Here is an 18,981-nt window from a genome sequence, read left to right as displayed (position 1 = left end):
TCGCCAAAGTGTTCAGCGCCACCTGGCAGCGATGCCGGGTTCATTTTATGCGCAATGCGCTGGCCCATGCCGGCAAGAGTGGACGCCGGGTCGTGTCGGCATTCATCGCCACCGCTTTCGCCCAGGAAACTCCAGAGGCCGCAAAGGCCCAATGGCGTAGCGTCGCCGATCAATTGCGCCCTACCGTGCCAAAACTCGCTACTCTGATGGACAGCGCCGAGGAGGATGTGCTGGCCTACATGACCTTCCCAGCCCAACACCGCACGAAGTTGCACAGCAACAATCCCATCGAGCGGCTCAATGGCGAGATCAAGCGGCGCACCGATGTTGTCGGTATCTTCCCCAACGAAGAGGCGATTACCCGTCTCGTCGGCGCTATCCTTCTGGAACAGAACGACGAATGGGCCGTCCAACGCTGCCGCTACATGACACTTGAGAGCGTCTCAGGTTTAAGCGATAATCCCATCATCACGTTGCCTGCCATGGCAGCATGATCAATCCGGCTTAGCCGGAGGTCGCTGTGGCTATCCCAGCGAACCTACACCACGCTGTGGGACACGATCGCCCGGCTGGCGTGCAATCGCTTTGGCAAACGCTTCGTCACCCTGACTGTCCATCGATCGGAACGGGACATCAAAAAAAATGCGATCTGCGCCGGCCGCCATCAAGCGGTCCGTCAGCTCTGCAAAGCGATCGCGCCTCCAAGGCCACCCCCCGACGCTCGTAAGCGCCTCGTCATCAATACCCACGATTACAATTTGGCCACTCGCCGGTCGGGCACGTATCCTGAACTGCGCATTACGCAGGGCAAGGTCAATGGGATCGCCAAAGTCCGACAGGCCAATCAGCACCGTAATGCCGACCAGCCATGCAAGAAGCTTCAGCTTGCCGGGGGATGCTGAAGCACCGTGCTGGACTTTTGGATTTGGCATTCTTTGACCCTTCTCGCCACCGCAGTAGCTAAAAGTGGTTACGGAAATGCAAATCATCTCCCTCACATTTACGGGGATGCCGTTTAGCCGACGTCAGGCGCGCTAAGCGGAGAAGCGCTCCGGCGAATAGGGCGCGGGATCGATCCCAGCGATGCTGACGTGTGGCTCCTGGTTCAGCAGGAGCGCGCTTGCAAGGTGCGCCGCAGCGGGGGATGTCTGGATGCCAAAGCCTCCCTGACCTGCGAACCAGAAGAAGTTTGGCTGCGCACTGTCATAGCCATAGACCGGTAAACGATCCGGAGCAAAACTGCGCAGACCGGCCCATTTGCGCTCGACCGCCGCAATGCGCCAGTCGACCACCTGGTGCAGACGGTCAATGGCAGTCGCCACCGCCACCTCATCCGGGGCAACGTCGCCGGGAGCAGCAGGCTCTTCGTCATGCGGAGACAGCCAGAGCCTCCCGCCGCCCGCAGGCTTGAAATAGAACCGCTCGTTAATGTCCAGGACCAGCGGAAGATTGGCAGGGACTTCAGGCTCTACGCGGAGTTGGACCACCGTCCGTTGCAGGGGCCGAATGCCGAGCGGAACGACATAACATCGTTTTGCGACATCATCTGCCCATGCACCGGCCGCGTCTACCAGTGTCACGCAACGGAAAGAGCCACCGGTCGTCTCGACCGTCCAACCTTGGTGATCATGTTTCGCAGCCATCAGCCTTGCGCCAGTCTGAAGGGCCCCGCCACAGCGCGCGAACTGACGAAAATAAGCGGCGTGGAGCGCGCCCACGTCGATATCGGCAGTGCTGGGTTCTGAAATGCCGTGCGTCCACTCTTCCCTGAGGCCGGGGATACGAGCGGCAAGATCGGATGCCTGCAAACGATCCAGACTGATGCCGCTGCCGGCAAACTGATGAGTGAAGTTGTCTATTGAAAGCCTATTTTCCTGCCGGCCGATGTGGATGGCGCCGCGGGGATGTAGAAAACTCGTGCTGGAAAAGTTGGAGTCAGGATTTGCCAGCAGCGGACCCGATGCGGACGTCAGTGGCTGCACAGCCGGACCACCATAGCTTTCCGTCCAGAATGCGACGGAGCGGCCCGTGGCATGATAGCCGGTGATGTCTTCCATCTCCAGGATAAGGACACGCGCGTGCGCTGCGATCTCAGCGCCCAGACTTGCTCCGGCGATTCCTCCGCCGATGATGATGATGTCGTAATCGGTCATGCTGCTGGGGCATGCGCATTCCAGAAAGCGTCGATACGGGCAAGGGCATCCAGCCGCACCGGGTCGGTTTCGCGCAATATCTCATGAGCGGCTTCCGAACCGTACATGTGGAGAGTGGCATTAGGGAGGCGGGCGGCGACCCGGCGTATGGCTTCCGGAGATACCAGCGCATCGGCGTCAGTCCCTACTATCAGCGTCGGTACTTCCATCCGCTCCAGCGCTGCGGACTGCTCCAGCGCCGCCGTCGCTCGATAGGACTGATGGAGCCAGTTCCAGCTCGGCGCGCCCAGGCTGAGATCCGGATAGGCCCGCCGCCAGTAAAGCTCATCCTCGTGCCGGGAAACGCAATGCGTCAACCGTCGCTGCCGGGCCTGCAGCTGCAGTTCGGATGCTTCATTCTGTGTCCATGCAGCTGCGCTCGGCCCGGCAATTCGACGCATCGCCGCGATGATCAACCGAGCCAGCCAGCCGGGTATCCGACCACTGTTCAGGCCCAGCATGGGCGCCGTCAGCACGGCCGCGTCGGGCTGCAATGCGCCCTCCACCATGGCGCGCAAGGCCAGAAACCCGCCCATGCTGTGTGCCAGGACGACATGAGGGCCAACCCCCTGCCCCTTCCATTCAATTCCATAACTACGCAGATCTTCGATCCACTGCGTAAAATCCACCACATGGCCAATGGTGGGATCGGTGCCCAACCGCCCCGAACCGCCCTGCCCTCGCCAGTCGAACGCCGTGACGGCCCATCCACGGATCGCAAACCAGGCGATGATCTCCAGATACTTCTCGATCATGTCGCCACGCCCGGCCAGAATCAGCATCTGGCCGCGCGTTCCCTCACCCATGCGATAAACGCGATGCGACCAGCCATCCGGCGCGATCCATTGGTCAAGCGCTCCGCCTTCGGGCCATGTGCGGAACTGAGAGGGGCTTTGCTGCATCAGAACATGGTTACGGTTTGGTAAGGCGTCTGGTCTAGTTCTCTTTCTCCATGACTTGGGAAATCTTGAAATTCGCGCTTCTCGGCCTGCTGGCGTGCCTTCTAGTGGTTGCAGCCGTGACTGACCTACGCGCCCGCATCATCTCCAATTCGCTGAACTTGGCGATTGCCCTGCTTGCACCGCTGTACTGGTGGGCATGTGGCATCCCGTTCTGGCCGGACGTGCCCCTACAGATAGCGTTGAGCATCGGCGTGTTCTCCATTTTCGCCGGGCTGTTCGCCCTCGGCATGATGGGCGGCGGAGACGTCAAGATGCTGGCGGCGCTCGCCCTATGGTTTCCGTGGCAGGCGCTGCTGATGCTGCTGATCATCATGTCGCTGGCGGGGGGCGTAGTGACGGCCGCGACTATTATTCATCACAAGCTGGCACGCCGCGAAGGGCCGCCTGAGATACCCTATGGAGTCGCCATCTCCATCGCCGCGCTTTGGCTGGTTGGCGAACGATATATTAACCAATTTGCGTGAAGAGGAAGGCTGGGACCGGTGGTTCCAGCTTGAGGGAGGCAGTTTTCGTCATGGATGCCAAGAAAATCGTACTGCTTGTGGGCGCGCTGATCATAGCGGTCGCGACGGCACTGGTGGCACGCAACATGCTTTCCTCGTCAGGCGGAGCACCACAGGCGAGCGCATCGGCGATGCCGGTCGAAGCGGACACGCCCTTCGTGCTGGTAGCAACCAAGGCGCTGCCGGTAGGTACCATTTTGGACGCGGAAAGCTTCCGCTTCCAGCCTTGGCCCAAGGACCTTGTGGAGCAGGCTTACTTCCTGAAAGGCCAGATGGAGCCGACCAAACTCGCCGGGAGCGTGGTACGCAATGCGATCACCGCCGGACAGCCGCTGACGCAGGGGGCAGTCATACAGCCGGGTGATCGCGGCTTCCTTGCTGCGGCGCTGGGGCCTGGCATGCGTGCCGTCACCGTGCCAGTGCAGATGTCGAACTCTGTCGCGGGTTTCGTGTTTCCAGGCGACCGCGTGGACATGATGCTGACGCAGTCGGTAACAGGCGGCGGCGACGGCGAGCCGCTGAAGGTCTCCGAAACCATCCTGCGCAATCTTCGCGTGCTTGCCACCGATCAGCGCACCAATGCGCTGGGCGACGACGGCAAGCCCGTCATTCAACCCTATTCCAACGTCACGCTGGAAGTGACGCCCAAGCTCGCCGAAAAAATCGCGGTTTCCCAGACACTGGGCTCGCTCTCGCTCTCCCTGCGCTCGATCGCCGATAGCACGGCGGATCTCGACGCGGCAATCGCGGCCGGAGACGAGACCCTGCCAGACGGCAGCGATCCCGCCGCCGAAAAGCGCGTGCTGGCGAAGATCGCCGCCAGCCCCATCGACAAGGGATCGACCTTTGCAACGGGTGCCGATGTGTCGCGCTTCCAGCGCCGCAGCGTGCCTTCCAAGCCTGTCACTGTCAGCCCCGAGGGCGCGCCGATGGCAGCCGGTGGCGTGCCGGTAGGCCCAGTGGTCCGCGTGGCGCGTGGAACAGATGTGACCGTAGTGCCGGTCGGAGGGAAGTAAGATGACTTTGACCAAGTTCCTTGCGCGGAAAAGAAGCGCGTCCTTGCTGGCGATCGGGCTCGCGCTGGCCGGCGGCTTCGTCCCGACTGCCGCGCTGAATGCCGCCCCCAGCGTCAGCAGCAACGTCGATGGCGCCGTGGTCTTATCGGTGGGCGCAAGCCGGGTGATCAACCTGTCAGCCAAGATTTCCGACGTGATCGTCGTCAATCCGGCCGTTGCGGACGTGTATGTCCGCTCGTCCACGCAGATCTACATCCTGGCGAAGAACCCGGGCGAGACCACCATCTCGGCCGTCAGCAAGAGTGGGCAGACGCTGTATTCCGCTGTCATACGCGTGGGCAACAACCTGACAAGTGTCGACCAGATGCTGAAGCTCGCGATTCCCGACGCTGACGTGCAGGTTTCGACCATGAACGGCATGATCCTGCTGACCGGCACGATCAAGGCCCCCGAGGACGCCGCCGAAGCCGAGCGCTTGACGCAAGCCTTCGTCGGTAAGGAGGTGACGGTGGTAAGCCGCCTGCGCACCGCAACGCCGATCCAGGTGAACCTGCAGGTGCGGATCGCGGAGGTGAGCCGGAACTTACTTCATCAGGTGGGAATGAACTGGTATCTTAAAGACCCCACACAAGGCTTTAGAGGGCATATTGCGCGAGCAAACCGCGATTTTGTCGCAGTGGATGGCGCTGGCAAACTGCAGTTTCAAAATCAGCCCACCGATAATAGAACTACTCTTGGTTTTATATCGAAGCTTTTCGGCATGGATGTGGCGGGCGCTCTCGACCTTGCTGAGACATCAGGTCTCGCAACATCGCTTGCTCAACCGAATCTCACGTCTTTGTCAGGCGAAACTGCAAGTTTCCTCGCAGGTGGCGAATTTCCTTACCAAGTGAGCAACGGCCTCCAGGGTAATAGTATCGAATTCAAACAATACGGCGTTCAATTAGCCTTTACGCCAACCGTACTCGCTGATGGCCGAATCTCGTTGCGTGTAAGGCCTACGGTATCAAGCCTAGATTTCTCAATTAACTCGGCAGTTCCTGCTCTTAAGAGCCGTGCTGTGGAAACTACGGTCGAACTAGGGTCGGGCCAAGCTTTCATGATCGCCGGACTATTGAACAATGATACATCGAACAACATCGACAAGATTCCGGGTATAGGCGATATTCCAATTCTCGGCAGCCTATTCAAATCACGCAAATTCCTGCGCAACGAAACTGAGCTGGTCGTCGTCATCACGCCTTATCTCGTAAAACCCGTCAACGCACGGGACATCCGCCTGCCCACCGATGGCTTCCGCAGCGCGACTGAGGCGCAGGGCCTGTTCCTGCAGCAGGGCTCCGATGGCATCAGTGGCGCACGTGATCCCGGACCGAAGATCGCCCCTTCGGCACCCGACGCATCGCCCATCGCACGGGCGACCTCGACCAAGCAACCCAAGCTCGCCAAGTCCAGTGGCGCCGCCGCTCCCGGCTTCAGCTTCTGATGGGAAGGACCGTAAAGATGGAACGGAATTCGATGCAACGGCCCTTCTCCCGCTACACCTTTCTTGCCGGACTGGGGCTGGCGGTGGTCAGCCTTGCGCTGGTGCCCAAGGATGTGGATGCGAAGCCGCGAGGCACATTCAATCGCGGGATGCAGTCGGAGCGACAGCCGGTGGTGAGCTACACCAACTTCGCCTATGACGTGCAGGTTGGCAGCGGCGGCGGACTCTCGCCAAGCGAAGCGCAGCGGCTGGATGGTTGGCTGGCGTCGATCGACATTGCCTACGCCGACCGCGTGATGGTCTCGACGGCCGGCCACGCTTATGGCTCGACGATCGCCGACGACATTGCCGATCTGGTGGCGCGGCGCGGGTTACTGATCGAAGAAGATGTTTCGCCTTCGTCGCAGCAGGGTCTGGTCCGCGTCACCGTCCGCCGCCCTTCGGCCAGCGTACCAGGCTGCCCGGACTGGAGCGACAAGCCGGAAACCAACGGCATGGGGAGCACGTCGCGCAACTATGGTTGCGGCGTTAACGGCAGTCTTGCCGCGATGATTGCAAACCCGGAAGACCTTGTACGCGGCCAGACGGGCACCAGCGATCTGCGCGGAGCAACGTCGAACCGCGCCATTCAGGTGTATCGCGACAAGATACCCACCGGATCGGGTGATCTCAAGACTCTCGCAGGGGGCAACTGACAATGAACGCACCATGGAAAGGCGCAGGCATTGCCGTGCGCGATCCGTTCCAGGCGTTCGTCTGCGACGATCACAGCTTCGATGTGATCCGCAGCGTCGCCATCGAGCTTGGCTGGCCACCGGAAAAGGTAAACAAGGGCGGCCTCCGGAATGCAGTGCAGACGCTGTCGGTCAGCGCCAGCCCGCAGATCCTGTTCGTCGACCTGTCGGAAAGCGGAGATCCGCTGAACGACATCAACGGCCTTGCGGAAGTATGCGAACCTGGCACTGTCGTGATCGCCGCTGGGCAAGTCAACGACGTGCGCCTGTATCGCGATCTCGTTGCCAGCGGTATTCAGGATTATCTGCTTAAGCCCCTCAACTCAGACCATCTGCGCGACACCATCGCACAGGCGCAGGCCGTGTTCATGGCGCCCCGCACCGACGCGTCGACGGAGCATCCTCATCTCTCGGTGGCGGTTATCGGCACGCGTGGCGGTGCAGGCGCCTCCACGGTCGCGACATCGCTGGCCTGGCTGCTCAGCGACAAGGGCAAGCGCACCACTGCCTTGCTCGACCTTGATGTGCATTTCGGCACAGGGGCCCTCGCCATGGATCTGGAGCCGGGCCGCGGTCTTACCGACGCGATCGAGAATCCCGGTCGTATCGACGGCCTGTTTATCGAGCGTGCGATGGTGCGCGCCAGCGACCGGCTCGCCATCCTGTCCGCCGAAGCACCGATCAGCCAGCCTATGATGACGGATGGCGGCGCCTATTATCAGTTGCTCGACGAATTCCGCACGGCTTTCGAATGCAGCGTGATCGATCTTCCCCGCGCGATGCTGATCGCCCACCCGCACCTCATGAACGATATCAGCGTCACGATGGTCGCGACGGAAATGACACTGGCGGCGGCGCGGGATTCGATCCGCATTCTCTCGTGGCTGAAGAGCAACGCTCCGCAGACGCGCGTGATCATGGTCGCCAATCGCGTTCATACGGCCGCTTTGGAGATCAGCCGCAAGGACTTCGAGCAGTCGATCGAGCGGAAAGTGGACGTTATCGTTCCCTTCGACGCGAGGCTCGCCGCTCAGGCCGCGAAGCTCGGCAAGACTCTGGCGGAAGTGGCCAAGGGCAGCAAGACCGGCGCGGGCCTCGTCCAGGTCATGGATGAAGCGCTTGGCGCGCTCGACGATGCGGCCGATGGCAAAGGCAAGACCAAGGCCAAGGGCGGATCGCTGATGGGCAAGTTCACCGAATTCAAGGCGATCATGCCGGGCAAGAAGGACAAGAAGGCCGCGCTAGGCCGCTGAAGGCCGTGGCGGAGCAGCACATTGAACGGACATGGTGAGTGAGCATGACGGGACAGATGCGAAATGGATAGCCAACTGATCCTGCTGATCGTGCTCGTTTTTAGCGCGATCGGGCTGACCATGCTCGCCTTTGCAGGTCCTTCGGCACAGAAGGCGCAACAGCGTCGCATGGCGCTGATCCGCGGACGTCATAGCGAATCCGCCGACGCGATGCTGGAAGCGCGGATGCGCAAGGCGATCTCCAATCGCACCACCGAAGACATGAAGCTTCTGGTGTCGCTGATCCCCAATCCGGAGAACCTTAGCAAACGCATCCGGCGCACGGGCAAGAAATGGACGCTGGGTCAGTATATGACCAGTAGCGCCGGCATCTTCATTGCGCTGACTGGAGTCATGGCGCTGCGCGGCTATGCGCCGCTGATGATCCTGTTCGTCGGGCTCGCTGCGGGCCTCGGCCTGCCGCACTGGTATGTCGGCCGCCTGATCGGCAAGCGCGTCGACAAGTTCACCAAACATTTCCCTGACGCGCTCGACCTGCTCGTCCGTGGCCTTCGATCTGGCCTGCCGATCAGCGAGACGCTCGGCATCGTCGCGAGCGAGATTCCGGGGCCTGTGGGCGAGGAATTCAAGCTGATCAGCGAGCGCATGAAGATCGGCCAGACCATGGAGCAGGCACTGCAGGAGACTGCCGACCGCCTGGAAACCGCGGAGTTCCAGTTCTTCGTCATTACTCTGGCGATTCAGCGGGAGACCGGCGGCAATTTGGCCGAAACCCTGTCGAACCTCTCAACCGTGCTGCGTCAGCGTGCGCAGATGAAGCTGAAGATCCGGGCGATGTCGTCGGAATCGAAGGCATCGGCGTATATCATCGGGTCGCTGCCGTTCCTGGTGTTCGGCATGATTTCCTACATCAACTTCCAATATATGTCGCCCTTCTACAATGGCGATCCGGCGGGTATGTTCGGCCTCAGCCTGATGCAGCTGATCGGCATCGGCGGCATGGGATGGATGGGCATCGGCGTGTTCATCATGTCCCAGATGATCAACTTCGAGATTTAAGGGAGGCACGAGGATGCAAGCTGCAACACCCCCCGGAGCCACTCTGCTGGGCATGACTGCGACTGATGTCGGGACGCTGATGGCGGCCTTGGCGACGTTCGCCGTCATGTTCGCGCTCTATACCGTGATGACGGTGCGCGATCCGATGACGAAGCGCGTCAAGGCACTGAACGAACGTCGCGAACAGTTGAAAGCGGGCATCACCGCATCGACGGCCAAGCGCCGCGCCAAGCTGGTCCAGAAGAACCAAACGACCGATCACATGCGGTCTTTCCTATCGAACCTGAAGGTCTTGCAGGACGATCAGTTGAAGGAGGCGCAGGTCAAGCTGGCGCAGGCAGGCATCCGGTCGAAGGATTGGGCTGTCGCCGTCATCTTCGGCCGCATGATAACGCCGATCGTCGTTGGCAGCCTGGTCGGGCTTTGGCTCTACGTGCTGGGCGGGCAGCCGGACTGGGGGCCGATGAAACGCTTCGGCTGTTTCGCGATACTCTTGCTGCTCGCCTACAAGGCGCCGGATCTGTACCTCGACAACAAGGTGACGAAGCGTTCGGCCGAAATCCGCAAAGGACTGCCCGATGCGCTCGACTTACTCGTGATCTGCGCCGAGGCGGGCCTTACCGTCGATGCGGCTTTCAATCGCGTCTCGAAGGAACTGGGCAAGGCCTATCCCGAGTTGGGCGATGAGTTCCAGCTTACAGCCATCGAGTTAAGCTTCCTGACCGAGCGACGCATGGCGTTCGAGAACCTTGCCAATCGCGTCAAACTGGACGCGGTGAAAGGCGTAGTCACGACCATGATCCAGACCGAGAAATACGGCACGCCGCTCGCCTCCGCCCTCCGTGTACTGTCGGCCGAGTTCCGCAACGAGCGCATGATGCGCGCAGAGGAAAAGGCCGCGCGTCTCCCCGCTATCATGACCGTGCCGCTGATCCTGTTCATTCTGCCGACGCTGTTCGTCGTCATCCTTGGTCCGGCCGCCTGCTCGATTTCGAGCGCCTTTTAAAGTTTAAGGGCGCTAGGCCCATATTCTGCCAGCGACGGCATCCAGCCGCGCGATCATCTCAGGGTCCCGCGCTTCGGGCGCAGTGATGATCGCGTGGTCGAGGCAAGTGTCGATAGGGCTCGGTGCCCGCTCCGCCGGAAGCCGCGCGATGAATTCCAGCACCAGTTGCCGGGCGCGCGCGGCATTCTCGTTTAGCACCCTCAGCACGTTCGTGACCTCGACCCCGGCCTCCTCTTCCCGCCAGCAATCGTAATCCGTGACCATGCCGACCAGTGCATAGGGCAGTTCCGCTTCCCGGGCGAGTTTCGCTTCCGGCATCGCCGTCATGCCGATCACATCGCAACCCCACTGCCGATACATCAGGCTCTCCGCGCGTGTGGAAAATTGCGGCCCCTCCATCGCGAGATAAGTCGCTCCGGTCGTGACCGGCGCGCCCACTGCAAGCGCAGCTTGCGTCACGAGATCCGAGAGCCGGGGACAGACCGGGTCGGCCATGGAGACGTGCGCGACCAGCCCCTTGCCGAAGAAGCTTTTCGTGCGAGCAAAGGTGCGGTCGATGAATTGATCGACGACTGCGAAATGGCCCGGCGGCAAGTCCTCACGCAATGACCCGACAGCGGAGATCGAGAGGATGTCGGTCGCGCCCAGCCGCTTCATTGCGTCTATGTTGGCGCGGGAATTCAGATCTCCGGGCGCCAGATAGTGGCCGCGACCGTGCCGGGGCAGGAAGATGCAGCGCACACCTGCGATCCGCCCCACCAGTAGATCGTCCGATGGCTTTCCCCAAGGGGTCGTGACCGGCGTCCAATGAGCATCCTCCAGCCCATCGATCCTGTACAGGCCGGAGCCGCCGATGATGCCGATCGTCCATTCGCTCATATTCGCCTCACGCACTTGATTGCCAAGCCCCCGTCACGGCTTTGCTATAGCCGCTTGGCAATGACAGCTTTATGATGCCAGCTATAAGCATGTGAGAGGAAAATCCTTGAAACGCAGTCTTCCGAGTTTCGCAGTCACCGCGTCGGCACTCATCATGGTGCCGTCTCCAGCGTCAGCCGCACAGCCGATTTCCGGGCGTTGGCTCACGGAGAACGGCAAGGCTATCGTCCAGATCGGCCCCTGCGGCGGGGCCATGTGCGGACAGATCGCCAAGGTGGTGAAACCCACTCCCGGAGCGCCGCGAAACTACGCTCACAATCCCGACGAGAAGCTCCGCAATCGCCCCATCGAGGGACTGACGATCCTCAGTGATTTCAACGACGCCGGCAGTTTGTGGAAGGGGCAAATCTACGATCCCCAGTCGGGAAAGACCTATGCCTCTAAGCTGGCGCGCAATGCGAACGGTACGCTGAAGGTGCAAGGATGCATTGCCTTCTTCTGCAAGACGCAGATCTGGACGCCAGCGCGGTAGAGGCTATTCCGAAAGGATGAAGCGCGCGCCGGCCATGGCGTGAATCGTGGTGCAGTCGTAGATCGGCAGCACGTTGGCCTTCACGTCGACGATCATCTCAAGCTCCGTACAGGCAAGGATCACGGCCTGCACATGCTGCTTTGCAATGTCGGTCAGCTGGGACTTCATGAAGCGTTCGGAATCGCGCATCGCTTTGCCCAGCACCAGCTCGTCATAGACGATATGGTCGATGCGCTCGGCGAGCTTCATGTCGGCGGGGAGCAGTGACACGCCATGTGCGACGAGGCGCTGGCGATAGAATTTCTCCATCATCACGTTGCGCGTACTGATGAGCGCGGCGGACTTGATGCCGTCAGCGTTCATCTTGTCGCCTACGACTTCGGCGATGTGTATGATGGGGATGCCCACAGACGCCGCCACCGCATCATAGACCTTGTGCATCGAATTGGCGCAGATCAGCAGCGTCTGCGCGCCAGCCGTCTCCAGCCGCTGCGCCGCGCCGATCAGTTCGCGCGACGCGGAGTCCCAGTCGTCGGCACTGGCGCTGCGGGCGACATCGGCAAAGTCCAGGCTCTCGATCAAAATCGGCGCGCTGTGCAGGCCGCCCTTCGCACGCGCGACCGCCTGGTTGATGATCTGGTAATAGCGGGCCGTGGAGGTCCAGCTAAGCCCGCCGATCAAACCTAATTTCCGCATGTTTTTCCCAAGGCCAGAGCACAAGAACGCTCCCGCTGCCACATGCGCGATGCAGACGGCAGGGGAGCGGCCTTACCTAAACACAGGTGGCTTAGTGCGCCAAGCCTTTCACGATTTCCTCGACCATCTTCTTGGCGTCGGCGAGGAGCATCATGGTGTTGTCCATGTAGAAGACTTCATTGTCGACACCGGCATAGCCCGCGCCCCCCATCGAGCGCTTCACGAACAGCACCGACTTTGCGTTCGCGACATCTAGGATCGGCATGCCGTAGATGGGTGACGTCTTGTCCGTCTTCGCCGCCGGGTTGGTGACGTCGTTCGCACCGATCACGAAAGCGACGTCGGCCTGACCGAACTCGCCGTTAATGTCTTCCAGCTCGAACACTTCGTCATAGGGCACGTTCGCTTCGGCCAGCAGCACGTTCATGTGGCCGGGCATACGTCCCGCAACCGGATGGATCGCGTATTTGACGCTGACGCCTTCCTTCTTCAGCAGGTCGCCCATTTCGCGCAGGGCGTGCTGGGCCTGCGATACCGCCATGCCGTAGCCGGGCACGATGATGACGCTGTCCGCCTGCTTCATCAGGAACGCCGCGTCTTCGGCCGACCCGCGCTTGTACGGGCGGTCGATGACAGGACCACCGGCGCCGGACGGACCTGCATCGGCACCGAAGCCGCCCGCGATCACGCTGATGAAGCTGCGATTCATCGCCTTGCACATGATGTAGGACAGGATCGCGCCCGACGACCCGACCAGCGCGCCGGTGATGATCATCGCGCTGTTTCCGAGCGTGAAGCCCATCGCGGCGGCGGCCCAACCCGAATAGCTGTTCAGCATCGAGACGACGACCGGCATATCCGCGCCGCCGATGGGAATGATCAGGAGGAAGCCGATGATGAAGCTCAGCGCTATCACTGTCCAGAACAGCCACGGCGCCGCGACGGTTGGCGCGGCCATCACATAGAACCAAGCGATCAGACCGAGGATCGCGACCAGTGTGCCCAAGTTGATGACATGACGCCCAGGCAACATGATCGGCTTGCCCGACATGTTGCCGTTGAGCTTCAGGAACGCGATGACCGAACCGGAGAATGTAATTGCACCGATGGCAACGCCAAGGCCGAGTTCAATGCGGCTGGCATTGTGTATCTGGTTCGTGGCCGCGTCGAGGATGTTGAACGCGGCCGGATTGAGATAGGCGGCCGCACCCACCAGCACGGCGGCAAGACCGACGAGACTGTGGAACGCCGCGACAAGCTGCGGCATGTCCGTCATCGCGATCTTGCGCGCGGTGATGAAGCCGATGACACCACCGATGGCGATGGCGGCGACGATCTCCGGCAGGCTCGTCAGATCATGCGTGTAGAGGGTGGTCGCAACGGCAATCGCCATGCCGGCCATGCCGAAACGGTTGCCGGTGCGGCTCGTCGCGGGGCTGGAGAGCCCGCGTAAAGCTAGGATGAAGAGGACGCCCGCGACCAGATAGGCCAGCGCGACGAAGGGCGGAACTGCGGTGACGGCTTCGTGCATCACTTGCGCTCCTTCTTCTTGTACATCGCGAGCATGCGCTCGGTCACGGCAAAGCCGCCGAAGATGTTGACCGAGGCGAACACCACCGCCAGCAGGCCGAGATATTTGGCCGCAGCACTGCCCGCCTCAGCAGACGCGACGAGCGCGCCCACGATGATGACGGAGGAAATGGCGTTGGTGACTGCCATGAGCGGCGTATGCAGCGCCGGCGTCACCGACCACACCACATAATAGCCCACGAAACAGGCCATCACGAAGATGGATAATATTGATACGAAGTCCATATTGGCCCCCTTGGCTCGCCGCTTTCAGCTAGCGGCCCCGCGCAACCCCGACATGCCGGGACCGCGCCCTTGTTTCTAAAGAAGTCGCTCGTTGACGACTTTGCCGCCCTGCGTCAGGCGGATTGCGTTGCCGATTTCTTCGTCCAGTACCGGCGCGTTCTTTTCCTTGTCCCAGAAGGCAGACAGGAAGTTATAGAGGTTGCGCGAGAACAGGGCCGATGTATCCGCGGCGACGCGAGAGGGTACGTTGCGATGGCCCACGATCTTGACGCCGTGGCGCTCCACGACTTCGCCGGCTACTGCGCCTTCGACGTTTCCGCCCGCTTCCACTGCGAGATCGACGATGATGCTGCCCGGCTTCATGGACGCAAGCTGCGCGTCGCTGATGAGGCGAGGCGCGGGACGGCCGGGGATCAGCGCCGTCGTGATGACGATGTCCTGCTTGGCAATATGGCTGGAGACCAGTTCGGCCTGCGCGGCTTTATATTCGTCGGACATTTCCGTGGCATAGCCGCCGGAACCTTCGCCTTCGATGCCCTTGACGTTCTCGACGAAGATCGCTTTGGCGCCCAGGCTTTCGATCTGCTCCTTGGTCGCGGAGCGGACATCCGTCGCGGAGACCTGCGCGCCCAGACGCCGCGCGGTCGCAATCGCCTGAAGCCCTGCAACGCCGACGCCCATGACGAACACGCGCGCGGCCGATACTGTGCCGGCCGCCGTCATCATCATCGGGAAAGCGCGGTCATATTCTGCCGCAGCGTCCAGCACCGCCTTGTAGCCAGAGAGGTTGGACTGCGAGGACAGGATGTCCATCGACTGCGCACGAGTGATTCGCGGCATGAACTCCATCGCCAGTGCTTCGAGACCTGCCGTTGCATAGGCATCTACGCGGGCACGCTCGGCGAATGGGTTGAAGCTCGCCGCAACCCATGCGCCCGGCTTGGCGCCACTGATCGTCTCTGCTGCGGGAGCCTGCACTGCCAGCACGATGTCCGCACCGGCCACTGCAGCCGCGCGGTCTGCGACCGTTGCACCCGCCGCCACATAGGCATCGTCCCCGATAGAGGCCGTCACGCCCGCGCCAGTCTCAACCGCGACTTCGGCGCCCAAGGCGATGAACTTCTTGGCGGTCTCCGGTGTCCCGGCAACGCGCCGTTCCCCCGGAGCCTGTTCTTTCACAATAACGATCTTCAACTGCATCCCCCCTTGCCGTGCCGGATTTCTTCTACCGGCTGTTCAGCTAAATGTGCGCTCGCCTCTTCAGGTCGAAATCAGAAGAACCACGACTGCGGTCAAACCGATGCTGACGATGGTGCCCCACTTCATGAAGTTCAGAAAGCTGACGTAGGTTTTCTCGGCGTTCTTGATGTTGCCTTCGGAGGCCATGTCCATTCCCTCTTGATGTCCAGCGAGTTGGCTTCCTCTTATCGACAACAATCCAGACCCTCAACCCCGCCTGACAGCCAAAGATTTATGTGGGAGGCTTAATCGCGTCTTTACCGCGGGCCGCTACGTAAGTCTTCTGTCGGAAGTGAGAGGGGAACACGGTTTGCGGGACGACACGCCCATGCTGCTGCTGATTGACGATGAGCCTGCGCAACGCCGGCTGGTCGCGGCACTGGCTTCTCGTGCGGGCTGGCGCACTTTGTTCGCTAATGACGGCGAAACGGCGCTGGCGACACTCGGCACGCAGGACGGCTTGCGGCTGGACGCCGTAATGATCGACCAGTGGAGTCCGGATTATGACCCCACTGATCTTGTGCGCGATATTCGCGAGCAGCGTCCTTCCCTGCCCATCCTGATCCTGACAGCCCACAATAGCGTGGCAACAGCAGTGCACGCAATGCGCGCCGGAGCGACCGACTATCTTTCCAAGCCGATTGCGCCCGACCAGTTGCTCGCTGCGCTGAACGCGACGCTGAGCGCCGCGCCCGACAGCCGGGAACTGCGGCCGTTGACTGAGAAGATATCGGCACCACTCGCCTTCGAGGAGATCGTCGGCTCCGCGCCGCAATTCAGGGCAGCGCTGGCCGTAGCCGCCAAAGCCGCCCGCGCGCGTATTCCCGTGCTGATCGAGGGTGAGAGCGGCGTCGGCAAGGACGTCATCGCCCGCGCCATCCATGCGGCGTCGCCCCGCTTCCGGCAACGGATGGTCGCAGTGAACTGCGGCGCGATACCCGCGAACCTCGTCGAATCCGAGTTGTTCGGGCATGAACGCGGCGCATTCACCGGCGCGTTCGATCGCCAGTTGGGCAGGTTCCTTGATGCCGACACCGGCACGATCTTCCTTGACGAAGTATGCGAACTGCCGCTCGACGCGCAAGTGAAGCTGCTACGCGTCCTGCAGGATGGTGAGGTGCAACCGTTAGGTGCCCGCATACCCGTCCATGTCGACGTACGCGTCATCGCTGCGACCAATCGCCGCCTGCTCGATGAAGTGGAAGCGGGGCGTTTCCGGGAAGACCTGTATTATCGTCTGAACGTCGTCCAACTCACCATTCCGCCTTTGCGCGAACGATCGGGCGACATACCGGCGCTCGCCCGCCATCTGCTCGCGCGGATCGCCGCGCAGCCGGGCCTGCGTAGCCTTGGCATTACAGGCGAGGCATTGGCCTTGCTGATGCGGCATGAATGGCCGGGCAACGTCCGCCAGCTGCAGAACGCCCTGTTCCGCGCCGCGGTGCTTTGCGACGGTGACGCCTTAACGCCGCAGGACTTTCCGCAGATCGCCGCCCAGATCATAACGCGCCAGAATGGCAGCAACCCGCCAACTCCACGCGTCAGCCATGGAGAGGCGGCCGGCATCACTCTGTTCGAAACGGACGGCCATGTCCGGCAGTTGGCCGAAATCGAAGCGGACGTCGTGCGCCTTGCCATCGGTCACTATCGCGGGCGCATGAGTGAAGTGGCGCGGCGGCTGGGGATCGGACGATCCACGCTGTATCGCAAGCTCGCCGAACTCGGGATCGACAGCGCAGCCTAGCCATTTTTGACGTGGCCATGGCCGCTCCGCGGTTGAATTCGCAGGCGCACTATGCTTTGGCTGCTCACATGAAGACAGCGCTTCCCTGCCTCGCCCTCCTGCTCCTCGTCACAGCCTGCGGACGGCAGGAAGCGGTTTCCGAAGTGCCCGACAGCGAGGCACTTGCCGCAGCGGCTAAGGCCGCAGCCGACAATGCGGCCCAGCGTGCCGGGGTTGAGGAGGCAGAAGCTACGGAAAACCGGAATTATGTAAATCAGGCCCGCGGCTTTTCAATCACGCTTCCGGAGGGTTGGACCCGCAACGCGCAGGCGACGAACGCTGACGGCATCGTTTCGGAAGATCCGGGCGCCGGAGCCGACATCCGGGTTTTCTGGTCCCCCAACGACAATGACAAGGATCTCCAGCAGGTCGTTGAAGCGATGAACACCCAGTCGGAGGCTGTGGACGGCGACTTCGTAGGCGGCAGCGAATATCGCGGAACCGCCAATGACGGCGAAGGCAACAACATCGCCGTACGGCTGGTTCGCAAGAAGGACGGATCGCTGGTGTCGGCGACGTTCGTCTATCCCGAACTGCTGAGCGAACAATATCAGGGCATCGCTCAGCAGACGCTGGACAGTCTGCGGGTGTTCGACGGCGCGGGTGGCGGCGAGGCCCCGGCGGCAGCGAATGCATCAGCGGCTGCTACTAACGCGGCAGACTAAACCTTCTCCCGCGAGGGAGAAGAAGCGCGATCAGCCAGCCGCCAAAGCAGCATCCCGCAAGCCGCGCCAGACATGCAATGCCTGCACCGTCTCGGGCACGTCATGCACGCGCACCATCTGCGCACCGAGATCGGCGGCGCGTACCGCCAGCGCGAGGGAACCGCCAAGCCGCTGCGCTGCGGGCGCCTCGTTCGACAGCGCGCCGATCATGCGCTTGCGACTGCCTCCGAACAGCAGCGGCACGCCGAGAGCCGAAAACAGGGCAAGCCGGTTCACCAGCGCCAGATTATCGGCCAACGACTTGCCGAACCCCAGCCCCGGATCGACAATGATCTTCGCCTGCGCGATTCCGGCAGCCTCGCAGGCGGCGATCCGCGCCTCCAGCCATTCGAACACATCCGTCGCCACATCGGCATAGCCGCCCCGGTTCTCATGTGGATCATCGCCAGTCGAGGGGGCGTGCATCAGAACCACCGGGCACCCTGCCCGTGCGACCACATCCATGCTGCGCGAATCGTGCAAGAGCGCGCCGATGTCATTCACGATCGCTGCGCCCGCGGCCAGCGCGGCTTCCATCACCGCAGCCTTGCGCGTGTCGATAGAGACCGGCACGCCGGATGCCGCCAACCGTTCGATGACCGGCACGACGCGAGCGATCTCGTCGCCTTCCCACAGCTTTTCCGCGCCCGGACGCGTGGATTCGCCGCCCACATCTACAAGGGCCGCCCCAGCCGCCGCCATGGCGAACCCTGCATCCGCCGCGCCTTGCACGTCCCCGATATGCTTGCCTCCATCGGAGAAGCTGTCGGGCGTCAGGTTCAGTATGCCCATGACCTGCGGCGTGTCGAGGCGGATGGTGCGCTCGCCAAGAGTGATCGGCGGACGCGGCGCGCCTATATTCGCGGCAAGCGATTGCGCCCGCTGCGCCAGTGGCTCGGGAAGCTCTGTTATCCAGAGGGGAAAGTCTACGACTGAAACGGTATCGCGGAAGACCCGCAGGCCATTGTGGACGGCCACCACTTCATAGGCCTGAAACCAGAGCAGGCCGTTACCGATGCGCGCGGTGCGACCGTCAAGTCCAACAGGCGTGTCGACGAACCCCACAGGGCGCAAAGTAAGGCGGGCATCGGCAGGGACTTTGGATTGGGTCATGGGCGTGCA

General features: G+C 61.8%; 21 protein-coding genes. 11 read left to right on the top strand and 10 right to left on the bottom strand.

Going from position 1 to position 18,981, the window contains the following annotated elements:
- Window positions 1-494, top strand: a 494-nt coding sequence (locus QHC67_RS05065) for a transposase (RefSeq protein ID WP_319291871.1), incomplete at its 5' end; no start/stop codon positions are given.
- Between the two features lie 30 nt (window positions 495-524).
- Here the strand turns inward: QHC67_RS05065 and QHC67_RS05060 are convergent.
- Genes QHC67_RS05060 through QHC67_RS05050 form a run of 3 tightly spaced genes read right to left on the bottom strand, consistent with a single transcriptional unit; the run spans window position 525 to window position 3,094 of the window.
- Window positions 525-989: a CHASE2 domain-containing protein gene (locus tag QHC67_RS05060; protein ID WP_319291900.1), complete on the bottom strand. Its 465-nt coding sequence runs from the start codon at window positions 987-989 to the stop codon at window positions 525-527.
- A gap of 45 nt (window positions 990-1,034) precedes the next feature.
- Window positions 1,035-2,153, bottom strand: a complete 1,119-nt coding sequence (locus QHC67_RS05055) for an FAD-dependent oxidoreductase (protein ID WP_319291868.1) — start codon at window positions 2,151-2,153, stop codon at window positions 1,035-1,037.
- The gene (locus QHC67_RS05050; protein ID WP_319291865.1) at window positions 2,150-3,094 is read right to left on the bottom strand and encodes an alpha/beta hydrolase; all 945 of its coding nucleotides are present in this window, start codon (window positions 3,092-3,094) and stop codon (window positions 2,150-2,152) included. The genes QHC67_RS05055 and QHC67_RS05050 overlap by 4 nt, the downstream gene beginning before the upstream one ends.
- Before the next feature lie 50 nt (window positions 3,095-3,144).
- Between QHC67_RS05050 and QHC67_RS05045 the strand changes: the two genes are divergently transcribed.
- From QHC67_RS05045 to QHC67_RS05015, 7 genes are all read left to right on the top strand, one after another.
- Entirely contained in the window at window positions 3,145-3,618 is a 474-nt protein-coding gene (locus tag QHC67_RS05045) for a prepilin peptidase (protein ID WP_319291862.1), read from the top strand.
- Between the two features lie 50 nt (window positions 3,619-3,668).
- Window positions 3,669-4,673 (top strand): Flp pilus assembly protein CpaB, encoded by a 1,005-nt coding sequence (gene cpaB / locus QHC67_RS05040; protein ID WP_319291859.1) that lies wholly within the window; start codon window positions 3,669-3,671, stop codon window positions 4,671-4,673.
- 1 nt (window position 4,674) lies between these two features.
- On the top strand, window positions 4,675-6,159 hold the full coding sequence (locus tag QHC67_RS05035; RefSeq protein ID WP_413818492.1) for a type II and III secretion system protein family protein: 1,485 nt from the start codon (window positions 4,675-4,677) through the stop codon (window positions 6,157-6,159).
- 17 nt (window positions 6,160-6,176) lie between these two features.
- A complete protein-coding gene (locus tag QHC67_RS05030) occupies window positions 6,177-6,854 on the top strand; it encodes a CpaD family pilus assembly protein (protein ID WP_319291854.1) in 678 nt (225 codons plus the stop codon).
- A gap of 2 nt (window positions 6,855-6,856) precedes the next feature.
- Window positions 6,857-8,146: a pilus assembly protein CpaE gene (locus tag QHC67_RS05025; RefSeq protein ID WP_319291851.1), complete on the top strand. Its 1,290-nt coding sequence runs from the start codon at window positions 6,857-6,859 to the stop codon at window positions 8,144-8,146.
- Window positions 8,147-8,209: 63 nt separating this feature from the next.
- The gene (locus QHC67_RS05020; protein ID WP_319291848.1) at window positions 8,210-9,205 is read left to right on the top strand and encodes a type II secretion system F family protein; all 996 of its coding nucleotides are present in this window, start codon (window positions 8,210-8,212) and stop codon (window positions 9,203-9,205) included.
- 13 nt (window positions 9,206-9,218) lie between these two features.
- Window positions 9,219-10,211, top strand: coding sequence for a type II secretion system F family protein (locus tag QHC67_RS05015; RefSeq protein ID WP_319291845.1), 993 nt, complete (start codon window positions 9,219-9,221; stop codon window positions 10,209-10,211).
- A gap of 12 nt (window positions 10,212-10,223) precedes the next feature.
- Here the strand turns inward: QHC67_RS05015 and QHC67_RS05010 are convergent, their stop codons facing one another.
- A complete protein-coding gene (locus tag QHC67_RS05010) occupies window positions 10,224-11,090 on the bottom strand; it encodes an S-methyl-5'-thioadenosine phosphorylase (RefSeq protein ID WP_319291843.1) in 867 nt (288 codons plus the stop codon).
- A gap of 154 nt (window positions 11,091-11,244) precedes the next feature.
- Between QHC67_RS05010 and QHC67_RS05005 the strand changes: the two genes are divergently transcribed.
- Window positions 11,245-11,622, top strand: a complete 378-nt coding sequence (locus tag QHC67_RS05005; protein ID WP_319291897.1) for a DUF2147 domain-containing protein — start codon at window positions 11,245-11,247, stop codon at window positions 11,620-11,622.
- Between the two features lie 3 nt (window positions 11,623-11,625).
- Here the strand turns inward: QHC67_RS05005 and QHC67_RS05000 are convergent, their stop codons facing one another.
- The 5 genes from QHC67_RS05000 to QHC67_RS04980 all read right to left on the bottom strand — a co-directional run bounded on the left by QHC67_RS05000 (window position 11,626) and on the right by QHC67_RS04980 (window position 15,525).
- Window positions 11,626-12,318 (bottom strand): aspartate/glutamate racemase family protein, encoded by a 693-nt coding sequence (locus QHC67_RS05000; protein ID WP_319291840.1) that lies wholly within the window; start codon window positions 12,316-12,318, stop codon window positions 11,626-11,628.
- A 91-nt stretch (window positions 12,319-12,409) separates the two neighbouring features.
- Window positions 12,410-13,849: an NAD(P)(+) transhydrogenase (Re/Si-specific) subunit beta gene (locus tag QHC67_RS04995; protein WP_319291837.1), complete on the bottom strand. Its 1,440-nt coding sequence runs from the start codon at window positions 13,847-13,849 to the stop codon at window positions 12,410-12,412.
- Window positions 13,849-14,133 (bottom strand): NAD(P) transhydrogenase subunit alpha, encoded by a 285-nt coding sequence (locus QHC67_RS04990; RefSeq protein ID WP_104952160.1) that lies wholly within the window; start codon window positions 14,131-14,133, stop codon window positions 13,849-13,851. The genes QHC67_RS04995 and QHC67_RS04990 overlap by 1 nt, the downstream gene beginning before the upstream one ends.
- A gap of 75 nt (window positions 14,134-14,208) precedes the next feature.
- Entirely contained in the window at window positions 14,209-15,327 is a 1,119-nt protein-coding gene (locus QHC67_RS04985; RefSeq protein ID WP_319291830.1) for an NAD(P) transhydrogenase subunit alpha, read from the bottom strand.
- Between the two features lie 66 nt (window positions 15,328-15,393).
- Window positions 15,394-15,525, bottom strand: coding sequence for an aa3-type cytochrome c oxidase subunit IV (locus QHC67_RS04980; protein WP_319291827.1), 132 nt, complete (start codon window positions 15,523-15,525; stop codon window positions 15,394-15,396).
- A gap of 175 nt (window positions 15,526-15,700) precedes the next feature.
- Here QHC67_RS04980 and QHC67_RS04975 point away from each other — a divergent pair, with 175 nt between their 5' ends.
- Entirely contained in the window at window positions 15,701-17,116 is a 1,416-nt protein-coding gene (locus QHC67_RS04975) for a sigma-54 dependent transcriptional regulator (protein WP_319291825.1), read from the top strand.
- 68 nt (window positions 17,117-17,184) lie between these two features.
- Window positions 17,185-17,820 carry a hypothetical protein gene (locus QHC67_RS04970; protein ID WP_319291822.1) on the top strand — a complete coding sequence of 212 codons (636 nt, stop codon included), beginning with the start codon at window positions 17,185-17,187 and terminating at the stop codon, window positions 17,818-17,820.
- 30 nt (window positions 17,821-17,850) lie between these two features.
- Here QHC67_RS04970 and folP read toward each other — a convergent pair whose 3' ends face one another.
- Window positions 17,851-18,972 (bottom strand): dihydropteroate synthase, encoded by a 1,122-nt coding sequence (gene folP, locus QHC67_RS04965; RefSeq protein ID WP_319291819.1) that lies wholly within the window; start codon window positions 18,970-18,972, stop codon window positions 17,851-17,853.
- Window positions 18,973-18,981: the final 9 nt, after the last annotated feature.

It is taken from the genome of Sphingobium sp. (assembly GCF_033795625.1).
In the GTDB taxonomy this organism is placed as follows: Bacteria; Pseudomonadota; Alphaproteobacteria; order Sphingomonadales; family Sphingomonadaceae; genus Sphingobium.
This window is presented reverse-complemented; position numbering and strand designations above follow the sequence as displayed.

What these genes read in the sequence shown, in the direction of transcription:
- QHC67_RS04970 (WP_319291822.1), top strand. Translation starts at nt 17,185, where the DNA reads ATGAAGACAGCGCTTCCCTGCCTCGCCCTCCTGCTCCTCGTCACAGCC.
- QHC67_RS04995 (WP_319291837.1), bottom strand. Translation starts at nt 13,849, where the DNA reads ATGCACGAAGCCGTCACCGCAGTTCCGCCCTTCGTCGCGCTGGCCTAT.
- folP (WP_319291819.1), bottom strand. Translation starts at nt 18,972, where the DNA reads ATGACCCAATCCAAAGTCCCTGCCGATGCCCGCCTTACTTTGCGCCCT.
- QHC67_RS05010 (WP_319291843.1), bottom strand. Translation starts at nt 11,090, where the DNA reads ATGAGCGAATGGACGATCGGCATCATCGGCGGCTCCGGCCTGTACAGG.
- QHC67_RS05045 (WP_319291862.1), top strand. Translation starts at nt 3,145, where the DNA reads ATGACTTGGGAAATCTTGAAATTCGCGCTTCTCGGCCTGCTGGCGTGC.
- QHC67_RS05050 (WP_319291865.1), bottom strand. Translation starts at nt 3,094, where the DNA reads ATGCAGCAAAGCCCCTCTCAGTTCCGCACATGGCCCGAAGGCGGAGCG.
- QHC67_RS04980 (WP_319291827.1), bottom strand. Translation starts at nt 15,525, where the DNA reads ATGGACATGGCCTCCGAAGGCAACATCAAGAACGCCGAGAAAACCTAC.
- QHC67_RS05030 (WP_319291854.1), top strand. Translation starts at nt 6,177, where the DNA reads ATGGAACGGAATTCGATGCAACGGCCCTTCTCCCGCTACACCTTTCTT.
- QHC67_RS05060 (WP_319291900.1), bottom strand. Translation starts at nt 989, where the DNA reads ATGATTTGCATTTCCGTAACCACTTTTAGCTACTGCGGTGGCGAGAAG.
- QHC67_RS05055 (WP_319291868.1), bottom strand. Translation starts at nt 2,153, where the DNA reads ATGACCGATTACGACATCATCATCATCGGCGGAGGAATCGCCGGAGCA.
- QHC67_RS04990 (WP_104952160.1), bottom strand. Translation starts at nt 14,133, where the DNA reads ATGGACTTCGTATCAATATTATCCATCTTCGTGATGGCCTGTTTCGTG.
- QHC67_RS05035 (WP_413818492.1), top strand. Translation starts at nt 4,675, where the DNA reads ATGACTTTGACCAAGTTCCTTGCGCGGAAAAGAAGCGCGTCCTTGCTG.
- QHC67_RS04975 (WP_319291825.1), top strand. Translation starts at nt 15,701, where the DNA reads ATGCTGCTGCTGATTGACGATGAGCCTGCGCAACGCCGGCTGGTCGCG.
- QHC67_RS05000 (WP_319291840.1), bottom strand. Translation starts at nt 12,318, where the DNA reads ATGCGGAAATTAGGTTTGATCGGCGGGCTTAGCTGGACCTCCACGGCC.
- QHC67_RS05015 (WP_319291845.1), top strand. Translation starts at nt 9,219, where the DNA reads ATGCAAGCTGCAACACCCCCCGGAGCCACTCTGCTGGGCATGACTGCG.
- QHC67_RS05025 (WP_319291851.1), top strand. Translation starts at nt 6,857, where the DNA reads ATGAACGCACCATGGAAAGGCGCAGGCATTGCCGTGCGCGATCCGTTC.
- QHC67_RS05020 (WP_319291848.1), top strand. Translation starts at nt 8,210, where the DNA reads ATGGATAGCCAACTGATCCTGCTGATCGTGCTCGTTTTTAGCGCGATC.
- QHC67_RS05005 (WP_319291897.1), top strand. Translation starts at nt 11,245, where the DNA reads ATGGTGCCGTCTCCAGCGTCAGCCGCACAGCCGATTTCCGGGCGTTGG.
- cpaB (WP_319291859.1), top strand. Translation starts at nt 3,669, where the DNA reads ATGGATGCCAAGAAAATCGTACTGCTTGTGGGCGCGCTGATCATAGCG.